The sequence below is a fragment of the Serratia sp. OLAL2 genome (assembly GCF_002752475.1).
Classification (GTDB): Bacteria; Pseudomonadota; Gammaproteobacteria; order Enterobacterales; family Enterobacteriaceae; genus Serratia; species Serratia bockelmannii.
Window position 1 is genome coordinate 148404 of sequence record NZ_MSTL01000004.1, and the last position, 23654, is coordinate 172057.

The following is a 23654-nucleotide window of genomic DNA, read 5'->3' on the forward strand; positions in this document are numbered from 1 at the left end:
ATCAAAAAAACGTCATATTTTCCTTTTCCCCGGCACCGGTTGTCACTGATAATGCGCGGCGTTCATGTCCACAAACTGGCGTAACGCTTATGCTGCATTTGTTCGCTGGCCTGGATTTCCATACCGGCCTGATGTTAATTCTCGCATTGTTGTTCGTGTTGTTTTATGAAGCCATCAACGGTTTTCATGATACGGCCAATGCGGTCGCTACAGTTATTTATACCCGCGCCATGCGCTCGCAACTTGCGGTCGTGATGGCAGGTTTGTTCAACTTTCTTGGCGTAATGCTCGGCGGTTTGAGTGTTGCTTACGCCATCGTCCACTTGCTGCCTACCGATCTGTTGTTGAACGTCAGTTCAGCACACGGATTAGCCATGGTCTTCTCCATGCTGCTGGCGGCAATCATCTGGAACCTCGGCACCTGGTATTTCGGTCTGCCGGCCTCCAGTTCCCATACGCTGATAGGCGCAATCATCGGTGTCGGTTTAACCAACGCCCTGATGACCCACACCTCGGTCGTGGATGCGCTTAACGTCCCGAAAATGATTGGCATTTTCCTTTCTCTGCTGTTCTCGCCGCTGGTCGGCATGATGGTGGCGGGAGTGATGGTGTTCGCCTTGCGCCGCTATTGGAGTGGCACCAAGAAACGCCAGCGTATCCACATGACCCCTGCGGAACGTGAAAAGGTCGACGGCAAACGCAAGCCGCCGTTCTGGACCCGTATCGCGCTGATCCTGTCGGCGATTGGCGTCAGCTTCTCGCACGGCGCCAACGACGGCCAGAAAGGTATCGGCCTTATCATGCTGGTGCTGATCGGCGTTGCGCCGGCCGGCTTCGTGGTCAATATGAATGCAACCGGTTATGACATCACCCGTACGCGTGATGCCGTGACCCACCTGCAGCAATATTACCAGCAGCACGGCGACGCGCTGTCGCATGCGGTGTCGCTGACGCCGCTGGTGCCAAGCCCGGATGACGAAGCCGCGCCTGGCAAGCCTGCCGAGTTCCACTGCGACAGTTCGCGCGCCATGCCGGCGATCGAGCTGGCTCAGGGCATGCTGACCAACCTGCAAAGCTACGATCAGCTGACGGTTGACCAGCGCAGCCACCTGCGCCGCCTGCTGATGTGCGTGACCGACACGGCGGATAAAGTCGCCAAGCTGCCGGAAACCTCATCCGCCGACCAGCGTTTCCTGAAGAACCTGCGTCAGGATCTGCTGCAGACCGTCGAGTACGCGCCGATGTGGATCATCGTCGCCGTCGCGCTGGCGCTGTCGCTCGGCACCATGGTGGGCTGGAAACGCGTGGCCACCACCATCGGCGAGAAGATCGGCAAGAAAGGCATGACCTACGCCCAGGGCGTATCGGCCCAGATGACCGCAGCGCTGTCTATCGGCGTGGCGAGTTATACCGGCATGCCGGTCTCCACCACCCACGTCCTCTCTTCGGCGGTTGCCGGGACGATGATCGTGGACGGCGGCGGCGTGCAGAGCAAAACCGTGAAGAACATCCTGTTGGCCTGGGTACTGACCCTACCAATCTCGATCCTGCTTTCCGGTGCGCTGTATTGGGTTGCGTTGAAGCTGATCTAAGCGATAAGCATCATGAGGAAGGCGGCCACTGGGCCGCCTTTTTTTTGCCTGCATCAAGGGAAACAGAAAGGCATTAATACCAGATCATCAGCGCTATCAGGCTGATGACCACCAGGCCGCACAGGGCCGAGGTCAGCATAAACTGCCCGCGCACCCGCTCGCAGCGGCGGATAAACTCCGGATCGTGATGCTCGACATAGCGCTGCGCGAAGATATAGCGCACCAGCCTCAGCTGCTTGCTGGGTTGCCCGTGGGCGGTGAAGAAACCGCCGCCGTCGACGTACTGGTACAGCAACGGGTCACAGCCGCGCAATACCACCAGCAACGCGCGCAGAGAAGAGTAATACCGCACCATGTTTACCACACACACCACACATAAGGCCCAAAACAGCGCGACGGTACTGATCATGATTACCCCCTCAAGGCGTTGTTATCCGCGGCCTTCCGCCGGGTCCAACCGCCCTACCTCATTACCCGATACTCTGCTGGAGCTTACCGCTCTCATCCCCTTTTTTTGCCTGCACGGGCCATGCCCATAACCCACCGCCTCCGGAGACGTTACCGCACCGCACAGAGAGATTTGCACGGCGTGGTTCCACTCAGAGGGGAAATGATGAGGCCCATATCCATCATTGTAGGTTAATGAAACGCAAACTGGCCTGAGCAGTGGATAAAATTTACCGCCCTGTGCCGAAAAGTCACCTGCCGGGACGTTATAAGCGATAACCGCCCGTTTTCGATTAGGCGGTTTTTATGGATAGTCTATCCCGCGCCACGCCGCTGATCTTTCCTCCCACGCTGGCTAGACTCAGGTTTCCGTTACGTTCATCCAAGGAAACTGTTATGGCAAACCATTCAATCAAGGGAAAAACCGTCCTCATCGCCGGCGGCGCCAAGAACCTCGGCGGGCTGATCGCGCGCGATTTGGCTGAGCAAGGCGCCAAAGCGGTGGTGATCCACTACAACAGCTCCGCCTCCAAAGCCGAAGCGGAGAAAACCGTCGCCGCCATTCAGGCCGCCGGTGCGCAAGGCGTCGCGCTGCAGGCCGATCTGACCACCGCGGGCGCGGTCGAGAAGCTGTTCGCCGATGCGGTCGCCGCCGTCGGCAAGCCGGATATCGCCATCAATACCGTCGGCAAGGTGCTGAAAAAGCCGATGGTCGACATCAGCGAAGCCGAGTACGACGAGATGACCGCGGTCAACGCCAAAACCGCGTTCTTCTTCCTGAAAGAGGCGGGCAAGCACCTTAACGACAACGGTAAAATCTGTACGCTGGTCACCTCGCTGCTCGGCGCCTTCACGCCGTTTTACGCCGCTTACGCCGGCACCAAAGCGCCGGTGGAGCACTTCACCCGCGCCGCCGCCAAGGAGTTCGGCGAGCGTGGCATCTCCGTGACGGCGGTCGGCCCCGGCCCGATGGACACCCCGTTCTTCTACCCGGCTGAGGGTGCGGACGCCGTGGCCTACCACAAGACGGCGGCGGCGCTGTCGCCGTTCAGCAAAACCGGCCTGACCGATATCGAAGACGTGGTGCCGTTCATCCGCCATCTGGTCAGCGACGGCTGGTGGGTAACCGGCCAAACCATCCTGATCAACGGCGGCTACACCACCAAATAAGTTCGACGGGGGGCGGAGATGCCCCCGCACCTGCTCGCGCGCAACCGCGTCATACGGCTACACTCTCTGTCAGAAACGGCGCCACGGAACAGCAGGTCACGAGATGGACAGATTCAATCAATACCGCGTATTCGTGCAGGTGGCGGAAATGGGCAGCTTTATCCGGGCGGCCCACGCGCTGGAGGTGCCGCGCGCCTCGGTGTCCGCCGCCGTGCAACAACTGGAAACACAGCTGGGCGTGCGCCTGCTGCACCGCACCACACGGCAAGTGCGCCTAACCGCCGACGGCGAACAGCTGCTCGAGCGGCTGCGCCCGCTGCTGGCCGAGGTGGAAGACATCGATCAGTCGTTTCAGGCCAGCCAGCGGCAGGCCTCCGGGCGGCTCAGCGTCGACGTGCCGAGCCGCATCGCTCGCCGGTTGATCGCCCCGGCGCTGCCTAGCCTGTTGCGGCGCCACCCTCATCTGCAGCTGGTGCTCGGCTCCGCCGATCGCGCCATCGATCTGGTGCAGGAAGGGGTCGACTGCGCGGTGCGCGTCGGCGATCTGCACGACAGCAGCCTGGTGATGCGCCCGCTCGGCCATATCGCGCTGATCAACTGCGCCAGCCCCGCCTACCTGAGCGAATTCGGCCATCCGCGCCAGCCCGCCGACCTCGCTGAGGGGCACTGGAGCATCGGTTACGCCTCGCCCAAAACCGGCCGCGAATCCCCCTGGGAATACCTGACCGACGACGGCCATACGCAACGCCTCGAACTGCCCAGCCGGGTGGTGGTCAACAACGCCGAAAGCTATATCGCCTGCTGCCGCGCCGGGCTGGGGCTGATGCAAATCCCGCGCTACGACGTGCAACACCTGCTCGACGCCGGTGAACTGGTGGAAGTCCTGCCCGGTTACCGCGCCGCCTCCATGCCGATCGCCCTGATCTACCCCCATCGCCGCCAGCGATCGCGCCGCCTGGCGGTGTTTCATGAGTGGTTTGAAAGCCTGCTGCAGCCGCATCTGGAGCGCTGATTGCACATTTAGCGCTATACTTTGTTTAATAACGCTTATAATTCAAGCGGTCAGACCGTTAAAGCCCGCATAACCCATAGGCTTTTACGCCGCGCGGGTGTACAACGAAAGGTATCGGGCGGAGAGATTTTCGATGCGGCGCAGTGTGATCGCCCCAACATATCATTGCGTTATCCGAATGATACTATGGAACCAAAAGCGCCAGGCGGGTAAACGGAACGCCTGCTAACCCTTTTTAATCGGCATGTTTATGGAAGGAGTATTCTTATGGCTTACAAACACATACTGATCGCGGTGGACCTATCCCCGGAAAGCAAGATCCTGGTAGAAAAAGCCGTCTCGATGGCGCGGCCGTACAACGCTAAAGTTTCTCTGATCCACGTCGATGTCAACTATTCCGACCTCTATACTGGCCTGATCGACGTCAATCTCGGCGACATGCAAAAACGCATCTCCGAGGAAACCCATCAGGCGCTAACCGAGCTGTCGCAGAACGCCGGCTACCCGATCACCGAGACCCTGAGCGGCAGCGGCGATCTGGCGCAGGTATTGGTCGATGCCATCAAGAAATACGACATGGACCTGGTACTGTGCGGCCACCATCAGGACTTCTGGAGCAAGCTGATGTCTTCCGCTCGCCAGCTGATCAATACCGTGCACATCGATATGCTGATCGTGCCGCTGCGCGACGAAGAAGACGAATAAAGTAAGCGCTTGCTAACTTAACTACCCAACGCCCGCGCCCTGCGGGCGTTTTTCATGCCGCCACGCCGATTAATCGCTTGATAATCAACCGCCCTCCGATGATATAGTCGCTAAAGACACAACATCCTCCCCCGGGCATCACCCACACCCAAATCTATAAGAAATAGCGGGGGAAACTTAATGCGAAAAGGAGTTATCCATGGAATATGCCGTATCGGTAGAGTCTTTCCTGTCCTCGTTACAACGCCATAACCCCCACCAGCCGGAATATCTGCAGGCGGTGCGCGAAGTGTTCACCTCGCTGTGGCCGTTTATCGAGCGCAACCCGCGCTATCGCGAACAGGCGCTGCTGGAACGCCTGGTAGAGCCCGAGCGCATCATTCAGTTCCGCGTCAGCTGGGTGGACGATCGCGGCCAGGTGCAGGTCAATCGCGCCTTCCGCGTGCAGTTCAACTCAGCCATCGGCCCCTACAAGGGCGGCATGCGCTTCCACCCATCGGTAAACCTGTCGATCCTGAAGTTCCTCGGCTTTGAGCAGACCTTCAAGAATGCGCTGACTACCCTGCCGATGGGCGGCGGCAAAGGCGGCTCCGATTTCGATCCGAAGGGCAAAAGCCAGGGCGAGATCATGCGCTTCTGCCAGGCGCTGATGACCGAGCTGTACCGCCATCTGGGGCCGGACACCGACGTGCCGGCCGGCGACATCGGCGTCGGCGGCCGTGAAGTCGGCTTTATGGCCGGCATGATGAAGAAACTGTCCAACAACACCGCCTGCGTATTTACCGGCAAAGGGCTCTCCTTCGGCGGCAGCCTGATCCGCCCCGAGGCGACCGGCTACGGCCTGGTGTACTTTACCGACGCCATGCTGCAGCGCCACGGCCTGGGCTTTGAGGGCATGCGGGTGGCGGTGTCCGGCTCCGGCAACGTGGCGCAGTACACCATCGAAAAAGCGCTGGAACTGGACGCGCGCGTGATCACCGTGTCGGATTCCGGTGGCACCCTGGTGGACGAAGACGGCTTCACTACCGAGAAGCTGGCGCACCTGGCGGAGATCAAAAACCAGCGTTACGGCCGGGTGGCGGACTACGCCCGCGAACGCGGCCTGACCTATCTGGCGGGCCAACAGCCGTGGAACGTGCCGGTGGATATCGCCCTGCCGTGCGCCACCCAGAACGAACTGGATCTCGAGGCGGCGCAGACGCTGATCCGCAACGGGGTGAAGGCGGTAGCGGAAGGCGCCAACATGCCGACCACCATCCAGGCCACCGACGCCTTCCTCGACGCCGGGGTGCTGTTCGCACCCGGCAAGGCGGCCAACGCCGGCGGCGTGGCCACGTCGGGGCTGGAGATGGCGCAAAACGCCGCGCGCATCGGCTGGCGGGCGGAAAAAGTGGATGTACGTTTACAACATATCATGGCGGATATTCACCATGCCTGCGTGGAATACGGCGGCAAGGGCAAGCAAACCCACTATGTACACGGCGCGAATATCGCCGGTTTCGTCAAGGTCGCGGACGGGATGCTGGCGCAGGGCGTGCTGTAATCCGTCGTAAAGGTGATCTTGTTCACACATCGATTAAATGCTTCAATGCCGGCCTCTGCGCCGGCATTATTTTATGCCTTCACGCCATCAGAATGATGCAACCTAGTTAAATAAAAGTTAATAAATAGTTATTTACTACCATTTAATTGGTAGTAAATTTACCACCATCAAATAATTAAACATTTATTTAACACTAAATACGCCAATATTTTACTTAAATGTGCGCAGATCACATTTCATTAACTTCAGCTACGCCCCCTCTTCCATTCCTTTGTAATCTGCAGCGGTGGAAAAACCGCCACCCCTACAGATAAAAAAAGGTACAGCTAATGAAATTTAACCTCGCATTATTAAATGCATGTGTGGTTTCTGCGTGCATGTTATCGACAACACCTGTGTTCGCCGCTGATAAGTATGAGATTGCCGTAGTCGCCAAAGTGACCGGCATCCCGTGGTTCAACCGCATGGAAGTGGGCGTCAACGAAGCGGCGAAAAAACTCGACGTCAACGCCTACCAGACCGGCCCTTCTACGCCGGATCCGGCCGCGCAGGTCAAGGTGATTGAGGATCTGATCGCCAAGAACGTCAACGCCATCATCGTGGTGCCGAACGACGCCAAGGTGCTGGAACCGGTGCTGAAAAAAGCGCGCGACAAAGGCATCGTGGTGCTGACCCATGAATCCCCGGACCAACAGATCGGCCAGTGGGACATCGAGACCATCGACAGCGAGAAATACGCGCAGGCCAACGTCGATGAGCTGGCGAAAGACATGGGCGGCAAAGGCGGCTATGCGATCTACGTCGGTTCGCTGACCGTGCCGCTGCACAACGCCTGGGCCGACTTCGCCATCAAATACCAGAAAGAAAAATACCCGGACATGTTTGAAGTCACCTCGCGCTTGCCGGTGGCGGAAAGCATCGACAAATCCTACGCCACCACGCTGGATCTGATGAAAACCTATCCGCAGATGAAGGGCATCATCGGCTTCGGTTCGCTCGGCCCGATCGGCGCCGGCCAGGCGGTGGCCAAGAAACGCGCCAAGGACAAAATCGCAGTGGTGGGCATCGCCATGCCGGCGCAGGCCGCCCCTTACCTGATGCGCGGCGACATCAAGAAAGCGCTGCTGTGGGATCCGAAAGACGCCGGTTATGCGCTGGTGACGGTGGCCGACCAGCTGTTGCAGGGCAAGGAAGTGAATAAGGACCTGTCGATCGAGGGCCTCGGTAAGGCCGACGTCGATATGGAACACAAAGTGATTCGGTTTAATAAGATTTTGGAAGTGACCAAAGACAACGCCAAATCGCTCGGATTCTGATTTTTCGCGTAATTTCGCCACACCGGGAAAGAAGTTAAACCCTCGTAGGGGCGCAGCGTTGCTGCGCCCAGGGCTTCGGCCGCTACGCAAGCACAGGTTAACGTTATGACAGCCTCCCCCGCATTTATCACCCTGGAGAATATCAGCAAGCGATTCCCAGGCGTGCTGGCATTAGACCAGATCAACCTGACGCTGAATAAAGGCGAAGTGCACTGCCTGGCCGGGCAAAACGGCTGCGGCAAAAGCACCATTATTAAAATCATCTCCGGCGTCTATCAGCCGGAAAAAGGCGCCAACATTTCGCTGGAAGGCAAACTCTTCCACGCCCTGACGCCGCAGCTGTCCGGTTATTACGGCATACAGGTGATCTACCAGGACCTGTCGCTGTTCCCTAACCTGACGGTGGCGGAAAACATCGCTATCCACCGTTACCTGCCCGGCGGCCACTTCTGGGTGCGCAAGCGGGTGATGCGCCAGACGGCGCTGGACGCCATGGCACGGGTCGGCGTACACATCGATCCCGATAAAAAGGTGGAAAAATTGTCGATCGCCGATCGGCAGCTGGTGGCGATTTGCCGCGCCATCGCCGCCGAAGCGCGGTTGGTTATCATGGACGAACCGACCGCCTCGCTGACCCGCCAGGAAGTCGACGGCCTGCTGCGGGTGGTTAACGAACTGAAGGCGGCCGGCATCTGCGTGGTGTTCGTCAGCCACAGATTGGACGAAGTGATGGAAGTCGCCGATCGCATCAGCGTAATGCGCGACGGCAAGCTGGTGGGCACCTGGCCGGCCAGCGAACTGGACAGCCATGAACTGGCGTTCCTGATGACCGGCCAACGCTTCCATTACAGCCCGCTGCCGCCGCTGCCGCCGGCTGAACAAGCGCCGCTGCTCGAGGTGCGCAACCTCAGCCGCGGCGAGAAATACCGCAACGTCAATCTGGCGCTGCGCGGCGGCGAGATCGTTTCGATCGTCGGCCTGCTCGGCGCCGGCCGCACCGAACTGTGCCTCAGCCTGTTCGGCATGACGCGGCCGGACAGCGGCGAGATCCGCATCGAGGGCCGCACGGTGCAGCTGCACAACAACCGCGAAGCGGTGCGCCACGGCATCGGCTATGTGTCGGAAGATCGCCTGACGCAGGGGTTGATCATGGAGCAATCGATCTACGACAACACCATCGTCACCGTCTTCGATCGGCTGCATACCTCGCTCGGGCTGTTGGATCACGCCAAGGCGACCGAGCTGGTCAACCGGCTGATCCGCGATTTGAACATCAAGGTGTCCGACAGCGCATTGCCGGTGAAAACCCTGTCCGGCGGCAACGCCCAACGTATCGCCATCGCCAAATGGGTGGCGACCCAGCCGAAGATCCTGATCCTCGACTCGCCTACCGTCGGCGTGGACATCGCCAACAAAGAGGGGATCTACCAGATCGCCCGCGATCTGGCGCAGCTAGGCATGGCGGTGCTGATGATCTGCGACGAGATCCCGGAAGCCTATTACAACAGCCATCGGGTGATGGTGATGCGCAAGGGCGAACTGCTCGCCGAATTCGCGCCGCACCAGAGTACCGAACAACAGATCGCCGAGGTGGTGAATGGATAAGTCATTATTGGCCCGCCTGGCCGGGCGGCACGAGTTTTATCTCGGCCTGTTGGTGCTGCTGCTGGCGATCGGCCTAAGCGCCGGTACCGATGAGTTTCTGACGCTCGGCAACCTGACCGACGTCGCCACCAGCTACGCCATTCTCGGCATTCTGGCCTGCGGGCTGTTCGTGGTGCTGATCGCCGGCGGCATCGACATTTCGTTCCCGGCGGTCACCGCCATCGCCCAGTATGTGATGGCCAGTTGGGTGATCCAGCACGGCGGCAGCTTCCCGCTGGCGTTCGCCCTGGCGATCGGCGTCGGCCTGCTGCTCGGGCTGGTGAACGGTTTCCTGGTGTACTGGCTGAAGGTGCCGGCGATCATCATCACCATCGCTACCCTTAACCTGTTCTACGGCCTGCTGGTGTACGCCACCAACGGCACCTGGCTGTACGGCTTCCCAGACTGGTTCATGAACGGCATCAACTGGTTCTCGTTCCAGGGCGCCGACGGTTACGACTACGGCCTGACGCTGCCGCTGCTGTGCCTGCTGGCGACCATCGTCGTCACCGGCGTGCTGATGAACCGCACCCGGCTGGGGCGCCAGATCTACGCCATGGGCGGCAACCGCGACGCGGCGTCGCGCCTGGGGTTGAACCTGCTGCGGCTGCACTTCTGCGTCTACGGCTATATGGGCATTCTGGCCGGCGTCGCGGCGGTAGTGCAGGCGCAGATCACCCAGTCGGTGGCGCCCAACTCGCTGCTCGGCTTCGAGCTGACGGTATTGGCGGCGGTGGTGCTGGGCGGCACCAGCATGAGCGGCGGCCGCGGATCGTTGACCGGCACCCTGCTCGGCGTGGTGCTGCTGGCCTTCCTGCAAAATGGGCTGACGCTGCTCAGCGTCTCGGCCTATTGGCACCAGGTGTTCAGCGGCGCGATCATTTTGATCAGCATCAGCACCACCGCCTGGAACGAAAAACGCAAGCTGCTCAAGGAGATCTGACATGACGCAGTTAACTCGGTTGATCCCAAGCGATCGGATCATTCGTCTGCAGGGCGCGATCATCATCGCGGTGGCGCTGCTGTTCGCCGGTCTGCTCGGATCGCGCTTCTTCAGCCTCGGCAACTTCCAGTCGATCGCCTCGCAGCTGCCGATCCTCGGCCTGCTGGCGCTCGGCATGGGCATCACCATGCTGACCGGCGGCATCAATCTGTCGATCATCGCCGGCGCCAACGCCTGTTCGCTGGTGATGGCGGCGATCATCGTCAGCCATCCCGACCAGCCGCTGTTCCTGGTGCTGGCGCTGCTGGCCGGCCTGCTGGTGGCGGTGGCGATCGGCGCACTGAACGGGGTGCTGGTGGCCTGGATCGGCGTTTCGCCGATCCTCGCCTCGCTCGGCACCATGACCCTGATCACCGGCCTGAATATCCTGCTGTCCAACGGCGCGGTGATCTCCGGCTTCCCGGCGGCGATTCAATTTCTCGGCAACGGCGCCGTGCTCGGTGTGCCGGTGGCACTGATCCTGTTTCTGTTGGTGGCGGTCGGGCTGTGGCTGCTGCTGGAGCACACCACGCTGGGCCGCAGCCTGTACCTGATCGGCTCCAACGAGCAGGCCACCCGCTTCAGCGGCGTGAACACCGCGCGGGTGCAGATCGCGGTGTATATCCTGTCGGCGCTGCTCGGCTGGGGCGCCGCCCTGCTGATGATGGCCAAGTTCAACTCGGCCAAGGCCGGCTACGGCGAATCTTATCTGCTGGTGACCATTCTGGCCTCGGTGCTGGGCGGCATTAACCCGGACGGCGGTTTCGGCCGTATTCTGGGGCTGGTGCTGGCGCTGATCGTGCTGCAAATGTTGGAAAGCGGCCTCAATCTGCTGGGGGTCAGCAGCTACCTGACCATGGCCCTGTGGGGCGGCGTGCTGATCCTGTTTATCGCGTTACAGAATCGAAAAGCCTGAGGAGAAAATAATGGCAAGCTATTTTATTGGCGTAGATGTGGGCACCGGAAGCGCGCGCGCAGGCGTATTCGATCTCAACGGCCGCATGGTCGGCCAGGCCAGCCGGGCCATCGATCTGTACCGGCCGAAGGCGGATTTCGTCGAGCAGTCGTCGGATAACATCTGGCAGGCGGTGTGCAATGCGGTGCGCGACGCGGTCAACCAGGCCGACATCAACCCGATCCAGGTCAAGGGGTTGGGCTTCGACGCCACCTGTTCGCTGGTGGTGCTGGATAAAGAGGGCAAGCCGCTGACCGTCAGCCCCTCCGGCCGCACCGAACAGAACATCATCGTGTGGATGGATCACCGGGCGATCGCCCAGGCCGAGCGCATCAACGCCACCAAACACCGGGTGCTGGACTTCGTCGGCGGCATTATCTCGCCGGAGATGCAGACGCCGAAACTGCTGTGGCTGAAACAGCACATGCCCACCACCTGGGCCAACGCCGGCTACCTGTTCGATCTGCCGGACTTCCTCACCTGGCGCGCCACCCAGGACGCCACCCGTTCGCTGTGCTCGACGGTGTGCAAGTGGACCTATCTCGGCCACGAGCAGCGTTGGGACAAGAGCTACTTCCAGCAGATCGGGCTGGAAGACGTGCTGGAACACGACGCGGCCAAGATCGGCAGCGACGTTAAAATGATGGGCGAGCCGCTGGGCCACGGCCTGACTCAGCGCGCCGCCAGCGAGATGGGGCTGATCGCCGGCACGGCGGTGAGCGTATCGATAATCGATGCCCACGCCGGCACCCTCGGCACGCTGGGCGCCACCGGCGTCTCCGGTGAGGTGGCCGACTTCAACCGCCGCGTCGCGCTGATCGGCGGCACCTCCACCGGTCATATGGCGATGTCGCGCACCGCGCGCTTTATCGGCGGCGTCTGGGGGCCGTATTACTCGGCGATCCTGCCGGAATACTGGCTGAACGAGGGCGGCCAGTCTGCCACCGGCGCGCTGATCGACCACGTCATCCAGTCGCACCCGTGCTACCCGGAGCTGCTGGCGCAGGCGAAAACCCAGGGGCAGACCATCTATGAGGTGCTGAACGCCATTCTGCGCCGCATGGCCGGCGAGCCGGAGAATATCGCCTTCCTGACGCAGGACATTCACATGCTGCCGTACTTCCACGGCAACCGCTCGCCGCGCGCCAACCCGACGCTGACCGGCATCCTGACCGGGCTGAAGCTGTCGCGCACGCCGGAGGATATGGCGCTGCACTACCTGGCCACCATTCAGGCCATCGCGCTCGGCACCCGCCACATCATCGAAACCATGAACCACAGCGGCTACAGCATCGACACCATCATGGCCAGCGGCGGCGGCACCAAGAACCCGATCTTCGTGCAGGAGCACGCCAACGCCACCGGCTGCGCCATGCTGCTGCCGGAGGAAAGCGAAGCGATGCTGCTCGGCGGTGCGATGATGGGCACCGTGGCGGCGGGCGTGTTCGACACCTTGCCGGAGGCGATGAGCGCCATGAGCCGCATCGGCAAGACGGTGACGCCGCAGACCAATCAGATAAAAAGCTACTACGACCGCAAATACCGGGTGTTCCATGAGCTGTACAACGACCACATGAAATACCGCCGGCTGATGCAGGAGGAGGCGTGATGCAGCAGGAGTGGCGGCAGGCCGTGCAGGGTTGGCAAACCTACAGCCAGGAGCTGGCGCAGCTGGGCGAGCGCCTCGACGCGCGCACCTGGCAACGGCTGCTGGCGCAGCTGGCCGACTGCCGCGGTAAAATCGCCGTCACCGGCGTCGGCACCTCGGGGATTGCGGCGCGCAAGATAGCCCACATGCTAGCCTGCGTGGAACGGCCGGCGATCTACCTCGACGCCACCGGCGCGGCGCACGGCGATCTGGGTTTTCTGCGCGCCGACGATCTGCTGATCCTGATCTCGCGCGGCGGCAATTCCGACGAGCTAACCCGCCTGCTGCCGACGCTGCAGGCCAAGGGGGTGACGCTGATCGCGGTGACGGAAAACCCGCACTCCGCCATCGCGCAGGCGGCGCAGCTGACGATCGCCACCGGGGTGCAAAAGGAGATAGATCCGCTGAACATGCTGGCCACCACCTCAATTGTGCTGGTGCTGGCGATCTTCGACGCCGCCTGCGCCTGCCTGATGGCGCGCAGCGGTTACGACAAGGAGACCTTGCTGGCGGTGCATCCGGGCGGCGGCGTGGGGAAAAGTTTGCGGGAGGAAAACTGAGGGCCCGACACGGCGGGCCCGGCTGACATTACAGCGGCATGTAGATATCGAAACGGTGGCTTTTGGTCAGCGTGGCGGCGTGCGCCGGCACGTCGGCCAGCGGCGGCGCGTAGTCCGGGCGTTTCACCACCACGCGCTTGGTCGCCAGGCGGCGCGCCGGCTCCAGCAGGCCGTCGGCGTCATCGTCGCTGCCCACCAGCGATTGAAACACCCGCATCTCTTTCTTCACCAGCGCGCTTTTTTGCTTGTGCGGGAACATCGGATCGAGATACACCACCTCGGGGCGCGGGCTGAGATCCGCCAGCGCCGTCAGGCTGGAGGCGTGCAACAGCGTCAGGCGCTCGCGCAGCCACGGGCCGATTTCCGCATCCTGATAGCCGCGCTGCAGTCCGTCGTCCAGCAACGCCGCCACCACCGGATTGCGCTCCAGCATCCGCACCCGGCAGCCCAGCGCCGCCAGCACGAAGGCGTCGCGCCCCAGCCCGGCAGTAGCGTCCACCACGTCCGGCAGGTAGCTGCCCTTGATGCCGACCGCCTTGGCCACCGCCTCGCCGCGGCCGCCGCCGAAACGGCGCCGGTGCGCCATGGTGCCGGTGACGAAGTCGACATAGATCCCGCCGAGCTTCGGCTCGTCGCGCTTACGCAGCTCCAGCCGTTCCGGCGTCAGTACCAGCGCCATCGGCGCATCGTCATCGGACACCAGCCGCCAGCGCTGCGCCAAAACAGACAAGGCGCCGGGATCGGCGCCTGCTTCACACAATAAACACACGCTCACGTGTCGGGTTATCCTTTAATGCCGTAATGGCGCAGCATAGCATCCAGCTGCGGCTCGCGGCCACGGAAGCGTTTGAACAGCGTCATCGGCTCTTCCGACCCGCCGCGCGACAGGATGTTGTCGAGGAAGGATTTGCCGGTTTCGGCGTTGAAAATCCCCTCTTCTTCGAAGCGCGAGTAGGCGTCGGCCGACAGCACTTCCGCCCACAGATAGCTGTAGTAACCCGCCGCGTAGCCGCCGGCGAAGATGTGGCTGAAGGCGTGCGGGAAGCGGCCCCAGCTCGGCGAAGGCACCACCGCCACCATTTTCTTCACTTCCGCCAGCGTCGGCAGGATCTGCGCGCCTTTTTCCGGGCTGTATTCGAAATGCATGCGGAAATCGAACAGGCCGAACTCGAGCTGGCGCAGGATGAACAGCGCCGCCTGGTAATTCTTGGCCGCCAGCAGCTTGTCGAGCATGGCCTTCGGCAGCGGCTCGCCGCTCTGGTAATGGCCCGAGATAAACGCCAGCGCTTCCGGCTCCCAGCACCAGTTTTCCATAAACTGGCTCGGCAGTTCGACCGCATCCCACGGCACCCCGTTGATGCCTGAGACGCCGGCGGTATCGATCTGCGTCAGCATATGGTGCAGACCGTGGCCGAACTCGTGGAACAGCGTGGTCACTTCGTTATGGGTGAACAGCGCCGGCTGGTCGCCCAGCGGACGGTTGAAGTTGCAGGTCAGGTAAGCGACCGGTTTTTGCAGCGTGCCGTCGGCCTTGCGCAGGCTGCCGACGCAATCGTCCATCCAGGCGCCGCCGCGTTTGTTTTCGCGGGCGTACAGATCGAGGTAGAAACTGCCGCGCAGCTCGCCGTCGGCGTCGAACAGATCGAAGAAGCGCACGTCCGGATGCCAGGTCTCCACGTCTTTACGCTCTTTGGCGGTGATGCCGTAGATGCGTTTCACCACTTCGAACAGCCCTTCCACCACACGCTGTTCCGGGAAGTACGGGCGCAGCTGCTCGTCGCTGATGGAGAACAGGTGCTGCTTCTGTTTTTCGCCGTAGTAGGTGATGTCCCAGGCGTCGAGCTCGTCCACGCCATAGTGCTGTTTGGCGAAGGCGCGCAGCTGTGCCAGCTCCTGCTCGGCCTGCGGGCGGGCGCGCTTGGCCAGATCGCTCAGGAAGCCGATCACCTGCTCCGGGCTTTCCGCCATCTTGGTCGCCAGCGACTTGTCGGCGTAGGTGTCAAAGCCCAGCAGCTGAGCCAGCTCATGGCGCAGCGCCAGCGTTTCCGCCATCACTTCGCTGTTGTCCCATTTGCCGGCGTTCGGCCCCTGATCGGAGGCGCGGGTGGCGAAGGCGCGGTACATCTCTTCACGCAGCGCGCGGTTGTCGGCGTAGGTCAGCACCGGCAGGTAGCTCGGCATGTCCAGCGTCAGCAGCCAGCCGTCCTGCTCTTTGGCCTGCGCCATCGCCTGGGCCTGCGCCAGGGCGCTCTCCGGCAGGCCGCTCAGCTCGGCTTCGTCGGTAATCAGTTTGCTCCAGCCCATGGTGGCGTCGAGCACGTTGTTGCTGTAGGTGGAGCCCAGCTCGGACAGGCGTGCGACGATCTCGCCGTAGCGCTGCTGTTTGTCCGCCGACAGGCCGATGCCCGACAGCTCGAAGTCGCGCAGCGCGTTGTCCACCGCCTTGCGCTGCGGCACGCTCAGCGTCTCGAACGCCGCGCCCTCTTTGAGGCTGCGGTAGGCCTGGTACAGCCCTTCGTGCTGGCCAACCCAGGTGCCGTACTCGGACAGCAAGGGCAGCGCCTGCTCATAGGCGGCACGCAGCTCCGGGCTGTTTTTCACCGAGTTCAGGTGCCCGATCGGCGACCAGATGCGCGACAGGCGATCGTCCGACTCCGCCAACGGCTGACACAGATTGTCCCAGGTGAACGGCCCCGGCTGCGCGACCACGCGCTCTACCGCGGCGCGGCAGTCCGCCAGCGCGGATTGCACCGCAGGCACGATATCTTCAGGGCGGATCGCCGAGAACGGCGGCAGGGAAAACGGGGTCAGCAACGGATTTGTCATAGGGCAGTCCTGATTAGCGTTGGGGCCCGCCACGGGGGCGAGCCTTAAAATGCGTATGAATCTCTAACATGGAGCCAGGCAACAGGAAAATCAATGCCCGGCGTTGATCGTTCGTGCCTTAAACGGCGCATTGGCGAATGCGGGCGGCCAGCGCCGCCAGCTGTTCGTCGTCGGCGCGCGCCGCGTCGTGGGAGGAGATATAGCCTTCGTAACGCGCGAAAAACTTCGGCGAGGTCGATTCGATCGGCCGCCACTGTTCCAGCGACGCGGTGCCGTGCAGCGGGATCAGTTTGGCGTGCACATGGTCAACGCCGTAGCCCTCGAACACCATGCCGCAGCGGCCGACGTCGTCGAACGCGCGATCCAGCTGCTTTGCCACCCGCTTGGTCGCCAGCATCAACGCGCTCAGCACCTCGTCCGGCAGGTCAAAGGCGTAGCTCGGGTGGTGCGCCTTGGGGATCACCACGCTGAAGCCGTCGGTGTTGGGAAAGATGGACAGGAACGCCAGATGGTCGTCGTCTTCCCAGATTTTATGGCACGGCGCCTTGCCCGCCACGATGTCGCAAAAAATGCAGCTCATCCTTTCTCCTTGTGATTCACAGCGTTTCAACCCGTTCGAATTCTTCGAACACCAGCCACATGTCCGGCGCAAAGCTCCCCTCGCGGGTAAAGAATGCCTGATGCCCCTCGCGCCAAAACGCCAGGCTTTTGTCGCCTTCGCCCTCTTTGGCCGCCATCTCGGCGGTCACTTGGTCGTAGCGCACCAGGCGCAGCGCCAGGGTTCTGATCACGCAGGCCGGTTCGCCGCGGCCATCGAGAACGATGCTGTAATCGCCGATCCGCGGGGTTTGTTCCCGACGATAGCTCGCATAGGAACTGCAGGTGGCGGTTTTATCCCCGCTCAGCACCAATCCCAGCAGTTCGTCGGCTAACGCCGGGCCGTCGCCGAACGCCCAGCGCGCCGCGTCGGGGTAATTCGCCAAAATCGCCTGTTTGCTCATCGTCCTGTCCCTTTCTGTTAACGTCTGCGGCAACGGAGTCCGGTTTTTCCCGGCCAGACAGTTTATACTGTGCAGATTATAAGCCTTATTGCATTGAATGCTCCGTCTGCGGAGCACAAGGAACCGCCACCCGTCATGTTAAGTTATCGCCACAGTTTCCACGCCGGCAACCACGCCGACGTGCTCAAACACACCGTTCAGAGCCTGATCATCGAGTCGCTGAAGGAAAAAGAGAAGCCGTTCCTGTACCTGGATACCCACTCGGGCGCGGGCCGTTATCAGCTCAGCGGCGAACACGCCGAGCGCACCGGCGAATACCTGGAAGGCATCGGCTTGCTGTGGCAACGCGACGATCTGCCGGAAGAGCTGGCGGCCTACATGAGCGTGGTGCACAACTTCAACCGTTCCGGCACGCTGCGCTACTATCCCGGTTCGCCGCTGATCGCCCGCCAGCTGCTGCGCCCGCAGGACAAAATTCACCTGACCGAGCTGCACCCGAGCGACTACCCGCTGCTGCGCAGCGAGTTCCAGAAAGACGAGCGCGCCAAAGTGCAGCGCGCCGACGGCTATCAGCAGCTGAAATCCCAGCTGCCGCCCCTGTCGCGCCGCGGCCTGATCCTGATGGACCCGCCGTATGAAATGAAGACCGATTACCAGGACGTGGTCAAAGGCATTCAGGAAGGCTACAAGCGTTTCGCCACCGGCACCTATGCGCTGTGGTACCCGGTGGTGATGCGCCAGCAGATCAAACGCATGCTGCGCGATCTGGAAGCCACCGGCATTCGCCGCATCCTGCAGATCGAGCTGGCGGTGAAACCCGACAGCGATCAGCGCGGTATGACCGCCTCCGGCATGATCGTCATCAACCCGCCGTGGAAGCTGGAACAGCAGATGAAAAACGTGCTGCCGTGGCTGCACAAGGTGCTGGTGCCGTCGGGCATCGGTCACCATCTGGTGAACTGGGTGGTACCGGAATAATCCCCATCAGGGCGCGGTTTGCCGCGCCCTGCGTCCACCTATCGCAGCCATCGACGCAATCTTTGCGACAAACCCCGGTCAGGCGTTAAACTCTTACCCTCTTCAAATTCACAACTCATGGAAATCCCAGATGACGAAACATTACGATTATCTAGCAATTGGCGGCGGCAGCGGCGGTATCGCATCGATCAACCGGGCAGCCATGTATGGCCAAAAGTGTGCGCTGATTGAAGCCAAAGAGCTGGGCGGCACCTGTGTAAACGTGGGTTGTGTACCGAAAAAAGTCATGTGGCACGCGGCGCAGATCGCCGAGGCCATCCATCAGTACGGCCCGGACTACGGCTTCGACACCACCGTCAACGCCTTCGACTGGAAGAAGCTGGTCGCCAACCGCACCGCCTATATCGACCGCATCCACAACTCCTACGATAACGTGCTGGGCAAGAACAAGGTCGACGTGATCAAAGGCTTCGCGCGCTTCGTGGATGCGCACACCGTGGAGGTGAACGGCGAGACCATCACCGCCGACCACATCCTGATCGCCACCGGCGGCCGCCCGAGCCATCCGGCTATTCCGGGTGCGGAATACGGCATCGACTCCGACGGCTTCTTTGAGCTGGACGCCATGCCGAAACGCGTCGCCGTAGTCGGCGCCGGCTATATCGCCGTGGAGATCGCCGGCGTGCTGAACGCGCTCGGCGCGGAAACGCACCTGTTCGTGCGCAAGCACGCGCCGCTGCGCAGCTTCGATCCGATGATCGTCGAAACCCTGGTGGAAGTAATGAACACCGAGGGGCCGAGCCTGCACACCGAATCGGTGCCGAAAGCGATCGTCAAGAACGCCGACGGCAGCCTGACGCTGCAGCTGGAAAACGGCAAAGCATTCACCGTCGACTGCCTGATTTGGGCCATCGGCCGCGAACCGGCGACCGACAACCTGAACCTCGGCGTCACCGGAGTGAAAACCAACGAGCAAGGCTACATTGACGTCGATAAGTTCCAGAACACCAACGTCAAAGGCATCTACGCGGTGGGCGACAACACCGGCGCGGTAGAGCTGACCCCGGTCGCCGTGGCCGCCGGCCGCCGCCTGTCCGAGCGCCTGTTCAACAACAAGCCGGACGAGCACCTGGATTACAGCAACATCGCCACCGTGGTATTCAGCCACCCGCCGATCGGCACCGTCGGCCTGACCGAGCCGGAAGCCATCGAGAAATTCGGCGCGGACAACGTGAAGGTGTACAAATCCTCCTTCACCGCCATGTACAGCGCCGTGACGCAGCACCGCCAGCCGTGCCGCATGAAGCTGGTGTGCGCGGGTAAAGAAGAGAAGATCGTCGGCCTGCACGGCATCGGCTTCGGCATGGATGAAATCCTGCAGGGCTTCGCGGTGGCAGTGAAGATGGGCGCCACCAAGAAGGACTTCGACAACACCGTGGCGATCCACCCGACCGCGGCGGAAGAGTTCGTCACCATGCGCTGAGGCGCAACCTCGCCGAGTTTCGGCGCGTAACAGGCCAGGCGCGAAAGCGTCTGGCTTTTTTATTTCTCTCGCTCGCCTCACCGCGCCTGGCGGTAATGATCGCGAAGAAACACCGGCAAATCGTTCGCCGGCGAGGCGAAGGGTACTTGATAGAGCATATCGCCGACAAAACCGCGATGATAGGTAGCGTGGTTGACGACATGCAGCACGATTTCCTGGCGCGTCATCCGGCCTTCCCCCCCGCCGACGAACTCGAAATGTACCACCTGCGCCAGCGCCTCGGGTGACCAGTTGTCCACCTGTTCGATATACCAGCGGTCCATTTCCTCCACCGCACACCGCAAGTCGTCAAGCGCAGGCGTTTGCTCGGTGTTGCGCGCCGTGTAGCCGTGCTTGCGGCCTTGCAGATGGTGTTTGAAGATATCGTCCACCACGTACACATGATTTAAGGTATGCACCATATTGCCAAAACGGGTCGGCCGCTGCCGTAAGGCTTCACCGGCCGGCAAGGACATCACGGTGTCAAAGGTCAGCGCATTCGCCCACGCTTTGTAACGTACCAGCATTTTCAACGTTTCGGTGACCGTCGTCGGCTGCGTAATATCAGCTTCGACAGGGGTATCGTTTGGTGGCATCGCAGACATACTGTTCACTCCTTATCATCGGATGAAAATCGATATTCCGTTCAGCCGCACACAGTGCGGCGACGCTTTCTACGCCGTGCCAATCCCTTGCAGCCGCCCTTCGACCTGAGTGCGCGTATTGCCGCCCACCCAAATCCGGCCGCTCTCGTCGCGGGTGATATGCACGCGCCCGTTGCGCCCACGGCAGCGGCCCTGGGCGGCGATATAGCCACCGCTGACCACGCCGCTTGCGAACAACCACTGGGCCAGCGAGGCATTGAGGCTGCCGGTGACCGGATCTTCGACGATAGCGCCAAGATGATCGCTCAAAAAGGCGCGAACTTCGAAGGCTGCGTCACCATCGGCATGTGGGCCGACGACGCCAATGTCCACTCTGCGCGGCCAGCTTCTCGCCGGCGTCAGGGAAAGTACCCGCTCAGCGCTGGCCAGCCGGATCCCCAGCCACCCCGGACCGTTATCGATCCAGGCGGCATCGAGCGCCTCCTCAGGCGCGATACCTAAAAACTGCAGCGCGTCGGCCAACGTCTCTTCTGAGGGCGCCCCGGAGCGAATCAACGGCGGCGCGGCAAAACACAGCCGTCCTGCCTCGCGGCGAATGCTCACCAAGCCCGCCCCGCATTCCTGGATGATCTCCGCCCTATTGCGCGGCATCCCCTCCGCAGTGAGCCAGGCATGACAACTGCCCAGCGTCGGGTGTCCGGCAAATGGCATTTCACGATCCAGGGTGAATATCCGCACCCGGTAATCCGCCTGGGGGTGCGTCGGCGGCAGCAAAAAGGCCGTCTCCGACAGGTTGAACCAACGCGTCAAACACTGCATGTCTTCCGTCGACAACGCTCCGGCGCCCGTGATCACCGCCAACGGATTGCCGGCGAGCGGCCCGGCGCCAAAGACATCCACCATCTGCATGCCAAAAACCATCGCTTCTCTCCTCAGGTTAACGCCGGGCGTTCATTACCCCCGCGATATCAACAGCTCCAGGCCCGCCAAAGCGAACAGCAGCGCAAGCGTTCCTTCAATCCAGCGCCTCACCCGGGTGTAAAACGCGATCATCGGCGCCGTTGAGAACAGCAGGGCATACCCCCCGAAAATCGTCACGCCGAGCAGCGCGCAACCGCCAATAATTGCCGGTAAAACCTGCTCAGGCGCGCCTTGCCGCAATCCCAGCGACATGATCGCCATCCAGGACATGATGGCCTTGGGATTGCCGAGGTGCATCAGCACGCCCTGCCGATAAAGCGCCCGATAAGGCCTCGCATCGCGCCCTGCGGCCATGCCCGGCGCCGCGGCGGACGTCCGTAACGCGGACTTTCCAGCGCGCAGCGCCAGATATAGCATATACACGCCGCCAACGATTTTGATGGTCCACAGCGCCTGCGCATACGTGGCCAACACGGCGGAAAGGCCGGTCGCGGCCAACATCGCCCAGCACAGCGATCCGGTCATCACGCCGGCGGCCAGCACCAATGCGGGCCTGCGGCCGTCACGCATCGCCACGCCCATGATCGCCATGTTGCTGGGGCCGGGGCTGGCGGTAGCGAGGAGATAGGCGCCGTAAACCAATGCAAGCTGACTGACCATCATGGAAAAACTCCGCTGACCCGCCTTACGGCCGAGCCGTTGTTGAAAACGCCGGGGCTCCTCACCAACATAGTATGTGTTACACTTTTCGCCTATTTAAATAGTGTCACGTGACACTATATTCTTTCTCCGGAGAGCGACCATGCGGCTTCAATCCCCCTGGCAACCCCGCCTGGCCAACGTGGAAGCCACTACCGTCGAACGGCTGGTGCTGGCGTTGGCTGACGACATTATCGAGGGCAAGCTGCAAGGAGGCGATCGTTTGCCGGCACACCGCCCCCTCGCCTGGCAATTGGCGATCGGTCTGGGCACGGTGACCAAAGCCTACGCCATCCTGGAACGACGCGGGCTGGTCCGCAGCGTGAAGGGGCGCGGGATGTTCGTGGCGATCCGCCGCGCCCGTGAAGAACGTGAAATCGATCTCTCGTCCAATGCGCCGCCGGCGATGCTGACTGACCGTTTGCTGGCACGCACGCTGGCCGGCATCGCACGGAAAATGGATGCAGATCATCTGAACCTCTATTCCCCTCCGACCGGGCACTTGGAACATCGGCGTCTGTTGGCCCGCTGGCTGGAAAACGCCGGCGTCACGATCGAACCGTCGCACCTGGCGCTGACCAGCAATGCCCGTCAGGCGATTTCGTTGGCATTTGACCTGGCCTGCGGGCCACGCGGGACGATACTGACCGAGAGGCTGACCTACCCCGGCGCGATCGCGCTGGCCCGACGTAAAGGCCATCGCCTGATCGGCGTGGAGATCGATGCGCAAGGCATGGTGCCGCAGGCGCTGGCGAGCGCGCTCGAGCGTGTCTCCTCCGGCCATATTGCGGTCTATCTGACACCGACGCTGCATAACCCGACGACCGCCACCATGAGCGCCGAGCGCAGGCGGGCTATCGTCGAGATATGCCGGCAGGCGAATGTCTGGATCATCGAGGATGGCGTGTATGCCCTAGGGCATTCAGCAGTGCCTGCGCTCGCGACGTTGGCACCCGAGCGGGTGTTCCATGTCAATGGCCTGTCGAAAACGCTCGGCCCGGGGTTGCGGATCGGTATGCTGACTCTACCGCCCGACATGCAAACCGCGGCGGAAGAAGCCTTGCAAGATATTCCCTTCGCACCTTCGCCACTGTCTTGCGCCGTGGTGGGGGAGTGGTTGTCCAGCGGCGCGATCGAGGCGATACCGCAAGCGTTGCGCCATGAGGCTCAGCGAAGAGTGCATCTGGCTACCTCGATATTCGATGCCGACGAATGCGTATCGCATCCCGACGCTTACCATGTCTGGCTGCCGATGCCGCACGAAACCGCCGAGTCTGTGGCCGCCGCCGCCGCGTTGGCGGGCGTTAAAGTCACGCCGCCGGCCGCGGTCATGGTCAATGACGGCGAAAGTGAATCGGGCATTCGCCTGTGCCTGGGTTCCCCCTCACTGGACGAGCTAACGGCAGGCCTGACGCAGCTGGCCCAGCTGTTGAAAGCACATCGGAACGGCTGACAAACGGAAGGGAAAGGTTACGCGCACGGGCCGACCGACCCAGACCTGTTCTTTTTGTGCGGTTTACTATTCCCT

At 61.7% G+C, this 23654-nt stretch carries 22 protein-coding genes; 14 read left to right on the forward strand and 8 right to left on the reverse strand.

All coding sequences use genetic code 11. From position 1 onward, the window contains the following. Positions 1–89: 89 nt before the first annotated feature. Positions 90–1592 carry an inorganic phosphate transporter PitA gene (gene pitA, locus BVU99_RS05330; RefSeq protein WP_025304605.1) on the forward strand — a complete coding sequence of 501 codons (1503 nt, stop codon included), beginning with the start codon at positions 90–92 and terminating at the stop codon, positions 1590–1592. Between the two features lie 73 nt (positions 1593–1665). Here pitA and uspB read toward each other — a convergent pair whose 3' ends face one another. Next, on the reverse strand, positions 1666–2001 hold the full coding sequence (gene uspB / locus BVU99_RS05335; RefSeq protein WP_016930435.1) for a universal stress protein UspB: 336 nt from the start codon (positions 1999–2001) through the stop codon (positions 1666–1668). A 434-nt stretch (positions 2002–2435) separates the two neighbouring features. On the opposite strand from uspB, the gene BVU99_RS05340 reads away from it, so the two are divergent. From BVU99_RS05340 to BVU99_RS05385, 10 genes are all read left to right on the forward strand, one after another. Then, complete coding sequence (locus BVU99_RS05340; protein WP_099817024.1) at positions 2436–3209, forward strand: SDR family oxidoreductase; 774 nt, start codon at positions 2436–2438, stop codon at positions 3207–3209. Between the two features lie 103 nt (positions 3210–3312). Next, positions 3313–4221 (forward strand): LysR family transcriptional regulator, encoded by a 909-nt coding sequence (locus tag BVU99_RS05345; protein WP_025304607.1) that lies wholly within the window; start codon positions 3313–3315, stop codon positions 4219–4221. 267 nt (positions 4222–4488) lie between these two features. Then, positions 4489–4926, forward strand: a complete 438-nt coding sequence (gene uspA / locus BVU99_RS05350) for a universal stress protein UspA (protein WP_004930988.1) — start codon at positions 4489–4491, stop codon at positions 4924–4926. Between the two features lie 199 nt (positions 4927–5125). Next, positions 5126–6469: an NADP-specific glutamate dehydrogenase gene (gene gdhA / locus BVU99_RS05355; RefSeq protein WP_099817743.1), complete on the forward strand. Its 1344-nt coding sequence runs from the start codon at positions 5126–5128 to the stop codon at positions 6467–6469. Between the two features lie 329 nt (positions 6470–6798). Further along, on the forward strand, positions 6799–7785 hold the full coding sequence (locus BVU99_RS05360; RefSeq protein ID WP_025304608.1) for an autoinducer 2 ABC transporter substrate-binding protein: 987 nt from the start codon (positions 6799–6801) through the stop codon (positions 7783–7785). 105 nt (positions 7786–7890) lie between these two features. Next, positions 7891–9390 carry a sugar ABC transporter ATP-binding protein gene (locus BVU99_RS05365; protein WP_099817026.1) on the forward strand — a complete coding sequence of 500 codons (1500 nt, stop codon included), beginning with the start codon at positions 7891–7893 and terminating at the stop codon, positions 9388–9390. Next, on the forward strand, positions 9383–10372 hold the full coding sequence (locus BVU99_RS05370; protein ID WP_015379367.1) for an ABC transporter permease: 990 nt from the start codon (positions 9383–9385) through the stop codon (positions 10370–10372). The genes BVU99_RS05365 and BVU99_RS05370 overlap by 8 nt, the downstream gene beginning before the upstream one ends. Before the next feature lies 1 nt (position 10373). Next, on the forward strand, positions 10374–11327 hold the full coding sequence (locus BVU99_RS05375; RefSeq protein WP_025304610.1) for an ABC transporter permease: 954 nt from the start codon (positions 10374–10376) through the stop codon (positions 11325–11327). 10 nt (positions 11328–11337) lie between these two features. After that, positions 11338–12975: an FGGY-family carbohydrate kinase gene (locus tag BVU99_RS05380; protein WP_038873847.1), complete on the forward strand. Its 1638-nt coding sequence runs from the start codon at positions 11338–11340 to the stop codon at positions 12973–12975. Beyond that, complete coding sequence (locus tag BVU99_RS05385) at positions 12975–13574, forward strand: SIS domain-containing protein (protein WP_043139085.1); 600 nt, start codon at positions 12975–12977, stop codon at positions 13572–13574. Before BVU99_RS05380 ends, BVU99_RS05385 begins: the two co-directional genes overlap by 1 nt. 28 nt (positions 13575–13602) lie before the next feature. Here BVU99_RS05385 and rsmJ read toward each other — a convergent pair whose 3' ends face one another. From rsmJ to BVU99_RS05405, 4 genes are all read right to left on the reverse strand, one after another. Continuing rightward, complete coding sequence (gene rsmJ, locus BVU99_RS05390; protein ID WP_043139088.1) at positions 13603–14349, reverse strand: 16S rRNA (guanine(1516)-N(2))-methyltransferase RsmJ; 747 nt, start codon at positions 14347–14349, stop codon at positions 13603–13605. An 8-nt stretch (positions 14350–14357) separates the two neighbouring features. Further along, positions 14358–16400 carry an oligopeptidase A gene (prlC, locus tag BVU99_RS05395; protein ID WP_025304614.1) on the reverse strand — a complete coding sequence of 681 codons (2043 nt, stop codon included), beginning with the start codon at positions 16398–16400 and terminating at the stop codon, positions 14358–14360. A 118-nt stretch (positions 16401–16518) separates the two neighbouring features. Then, on the reverse strand, positions 16519–16980 hold the full coding sequence (locus BVU99_RS05400) for an HIT family protein (protein ID WP_025304615.1): 462 nt from the start codon (positions 16978–16980) through the stop codon (positions 16519–16521). Positions 16981–16996: 16 nt separating this feature from the next. Further along, entirely contained in the window at positions 16997–17401 is a 405-nt protein-coding gene (locus BVU99_RS05405; protein ID WP_025304616.1) for an ASCH domain-containing protein, read from the reverse strand. Positions 17402–17536: 135 nt separating this feature from the next. Here BVU99_RS05405 and BVU99_RS05410 point away from each other — a divergent pair, with 135 nt between their 5' ends. Further along, positions 17537–18379, forward strand: coding sequence for a 23S rRNA (adenine(2030)-N(6))-methyltransferase RlmJ (locus BVU99_RS05410; protein ID WP_004931012.1), 843 nt, complete (start codon positions 17537–17539; stop codon positions 18377–18379). A gap of 130 nt (positions 18380–18509) precedes the next feature. Further along, entirely contained in the window at positions 18510–19862 is a 1353-nt protein-coding gene (gorA, locus tag BVU99_RS05415) for a glutathione-disulfide reductase (protein WP_025304617.1), read from the forward strand. Between the two features lie 77 nt (positions 19863–19939). Here the strand turns inward: gorA and BVU99_RS05420 are convergent, their stop codons facing one another. From BVU99_RS05420 to BVU99_RS05430, 3 genes are all read right to left on the reverse strand, one after another. After that, on the reverse strand, positions 19940–20506 hold the full coding sequence (locus tag BVU99_RS05420) for a DinB family protein (RefSeq protein WP_244590492.1): 567 nt from the start codon (positions 20504–20506) through the stop codon (positions 19940–19942). Positions 20507–20575: 69 nt separating this feature from the next. After that, positions 20576–21427, reverse strand: coding sequence for a PhzF family phenazine biosynthesis protein (locus BVU99_RS05425; RefSeq protein ID WP_060435210.1), 852 nt, complete (start codon positions 21425–21427; stop codon positions 20576–20578). A 33-nt stretch (positions 21428–21460) separates the two neighbouring features. After that, complete coding sequence (locus BVU99_RS05430; RefSeq protein WP_043139101.1) at positions 21461–22090, reverse strand: LysE family translocator; 630 nt, start codon at positions 22088–22090, stop codon at positions 21461–21463. A 139-nt stretch (positions 22091–22229) separates the two neighbouring features. On the opposite strand from BVU99_RS05430, the gene BVU99_RS05435 reads away from it, so the two are divergent. Next, positions 22230–23579, forward strand: coding sequence for a PLP-dependent aminotransferase family protein (locus tag BVU99_RS05435; protein WP_099817027.1), 1350 nt, complete (start codon positions 22230–22232; stop codon positions 23577–23579). The last annotated feature ends 75 nt before the right edge of the window (positions 23580–23654 follow it).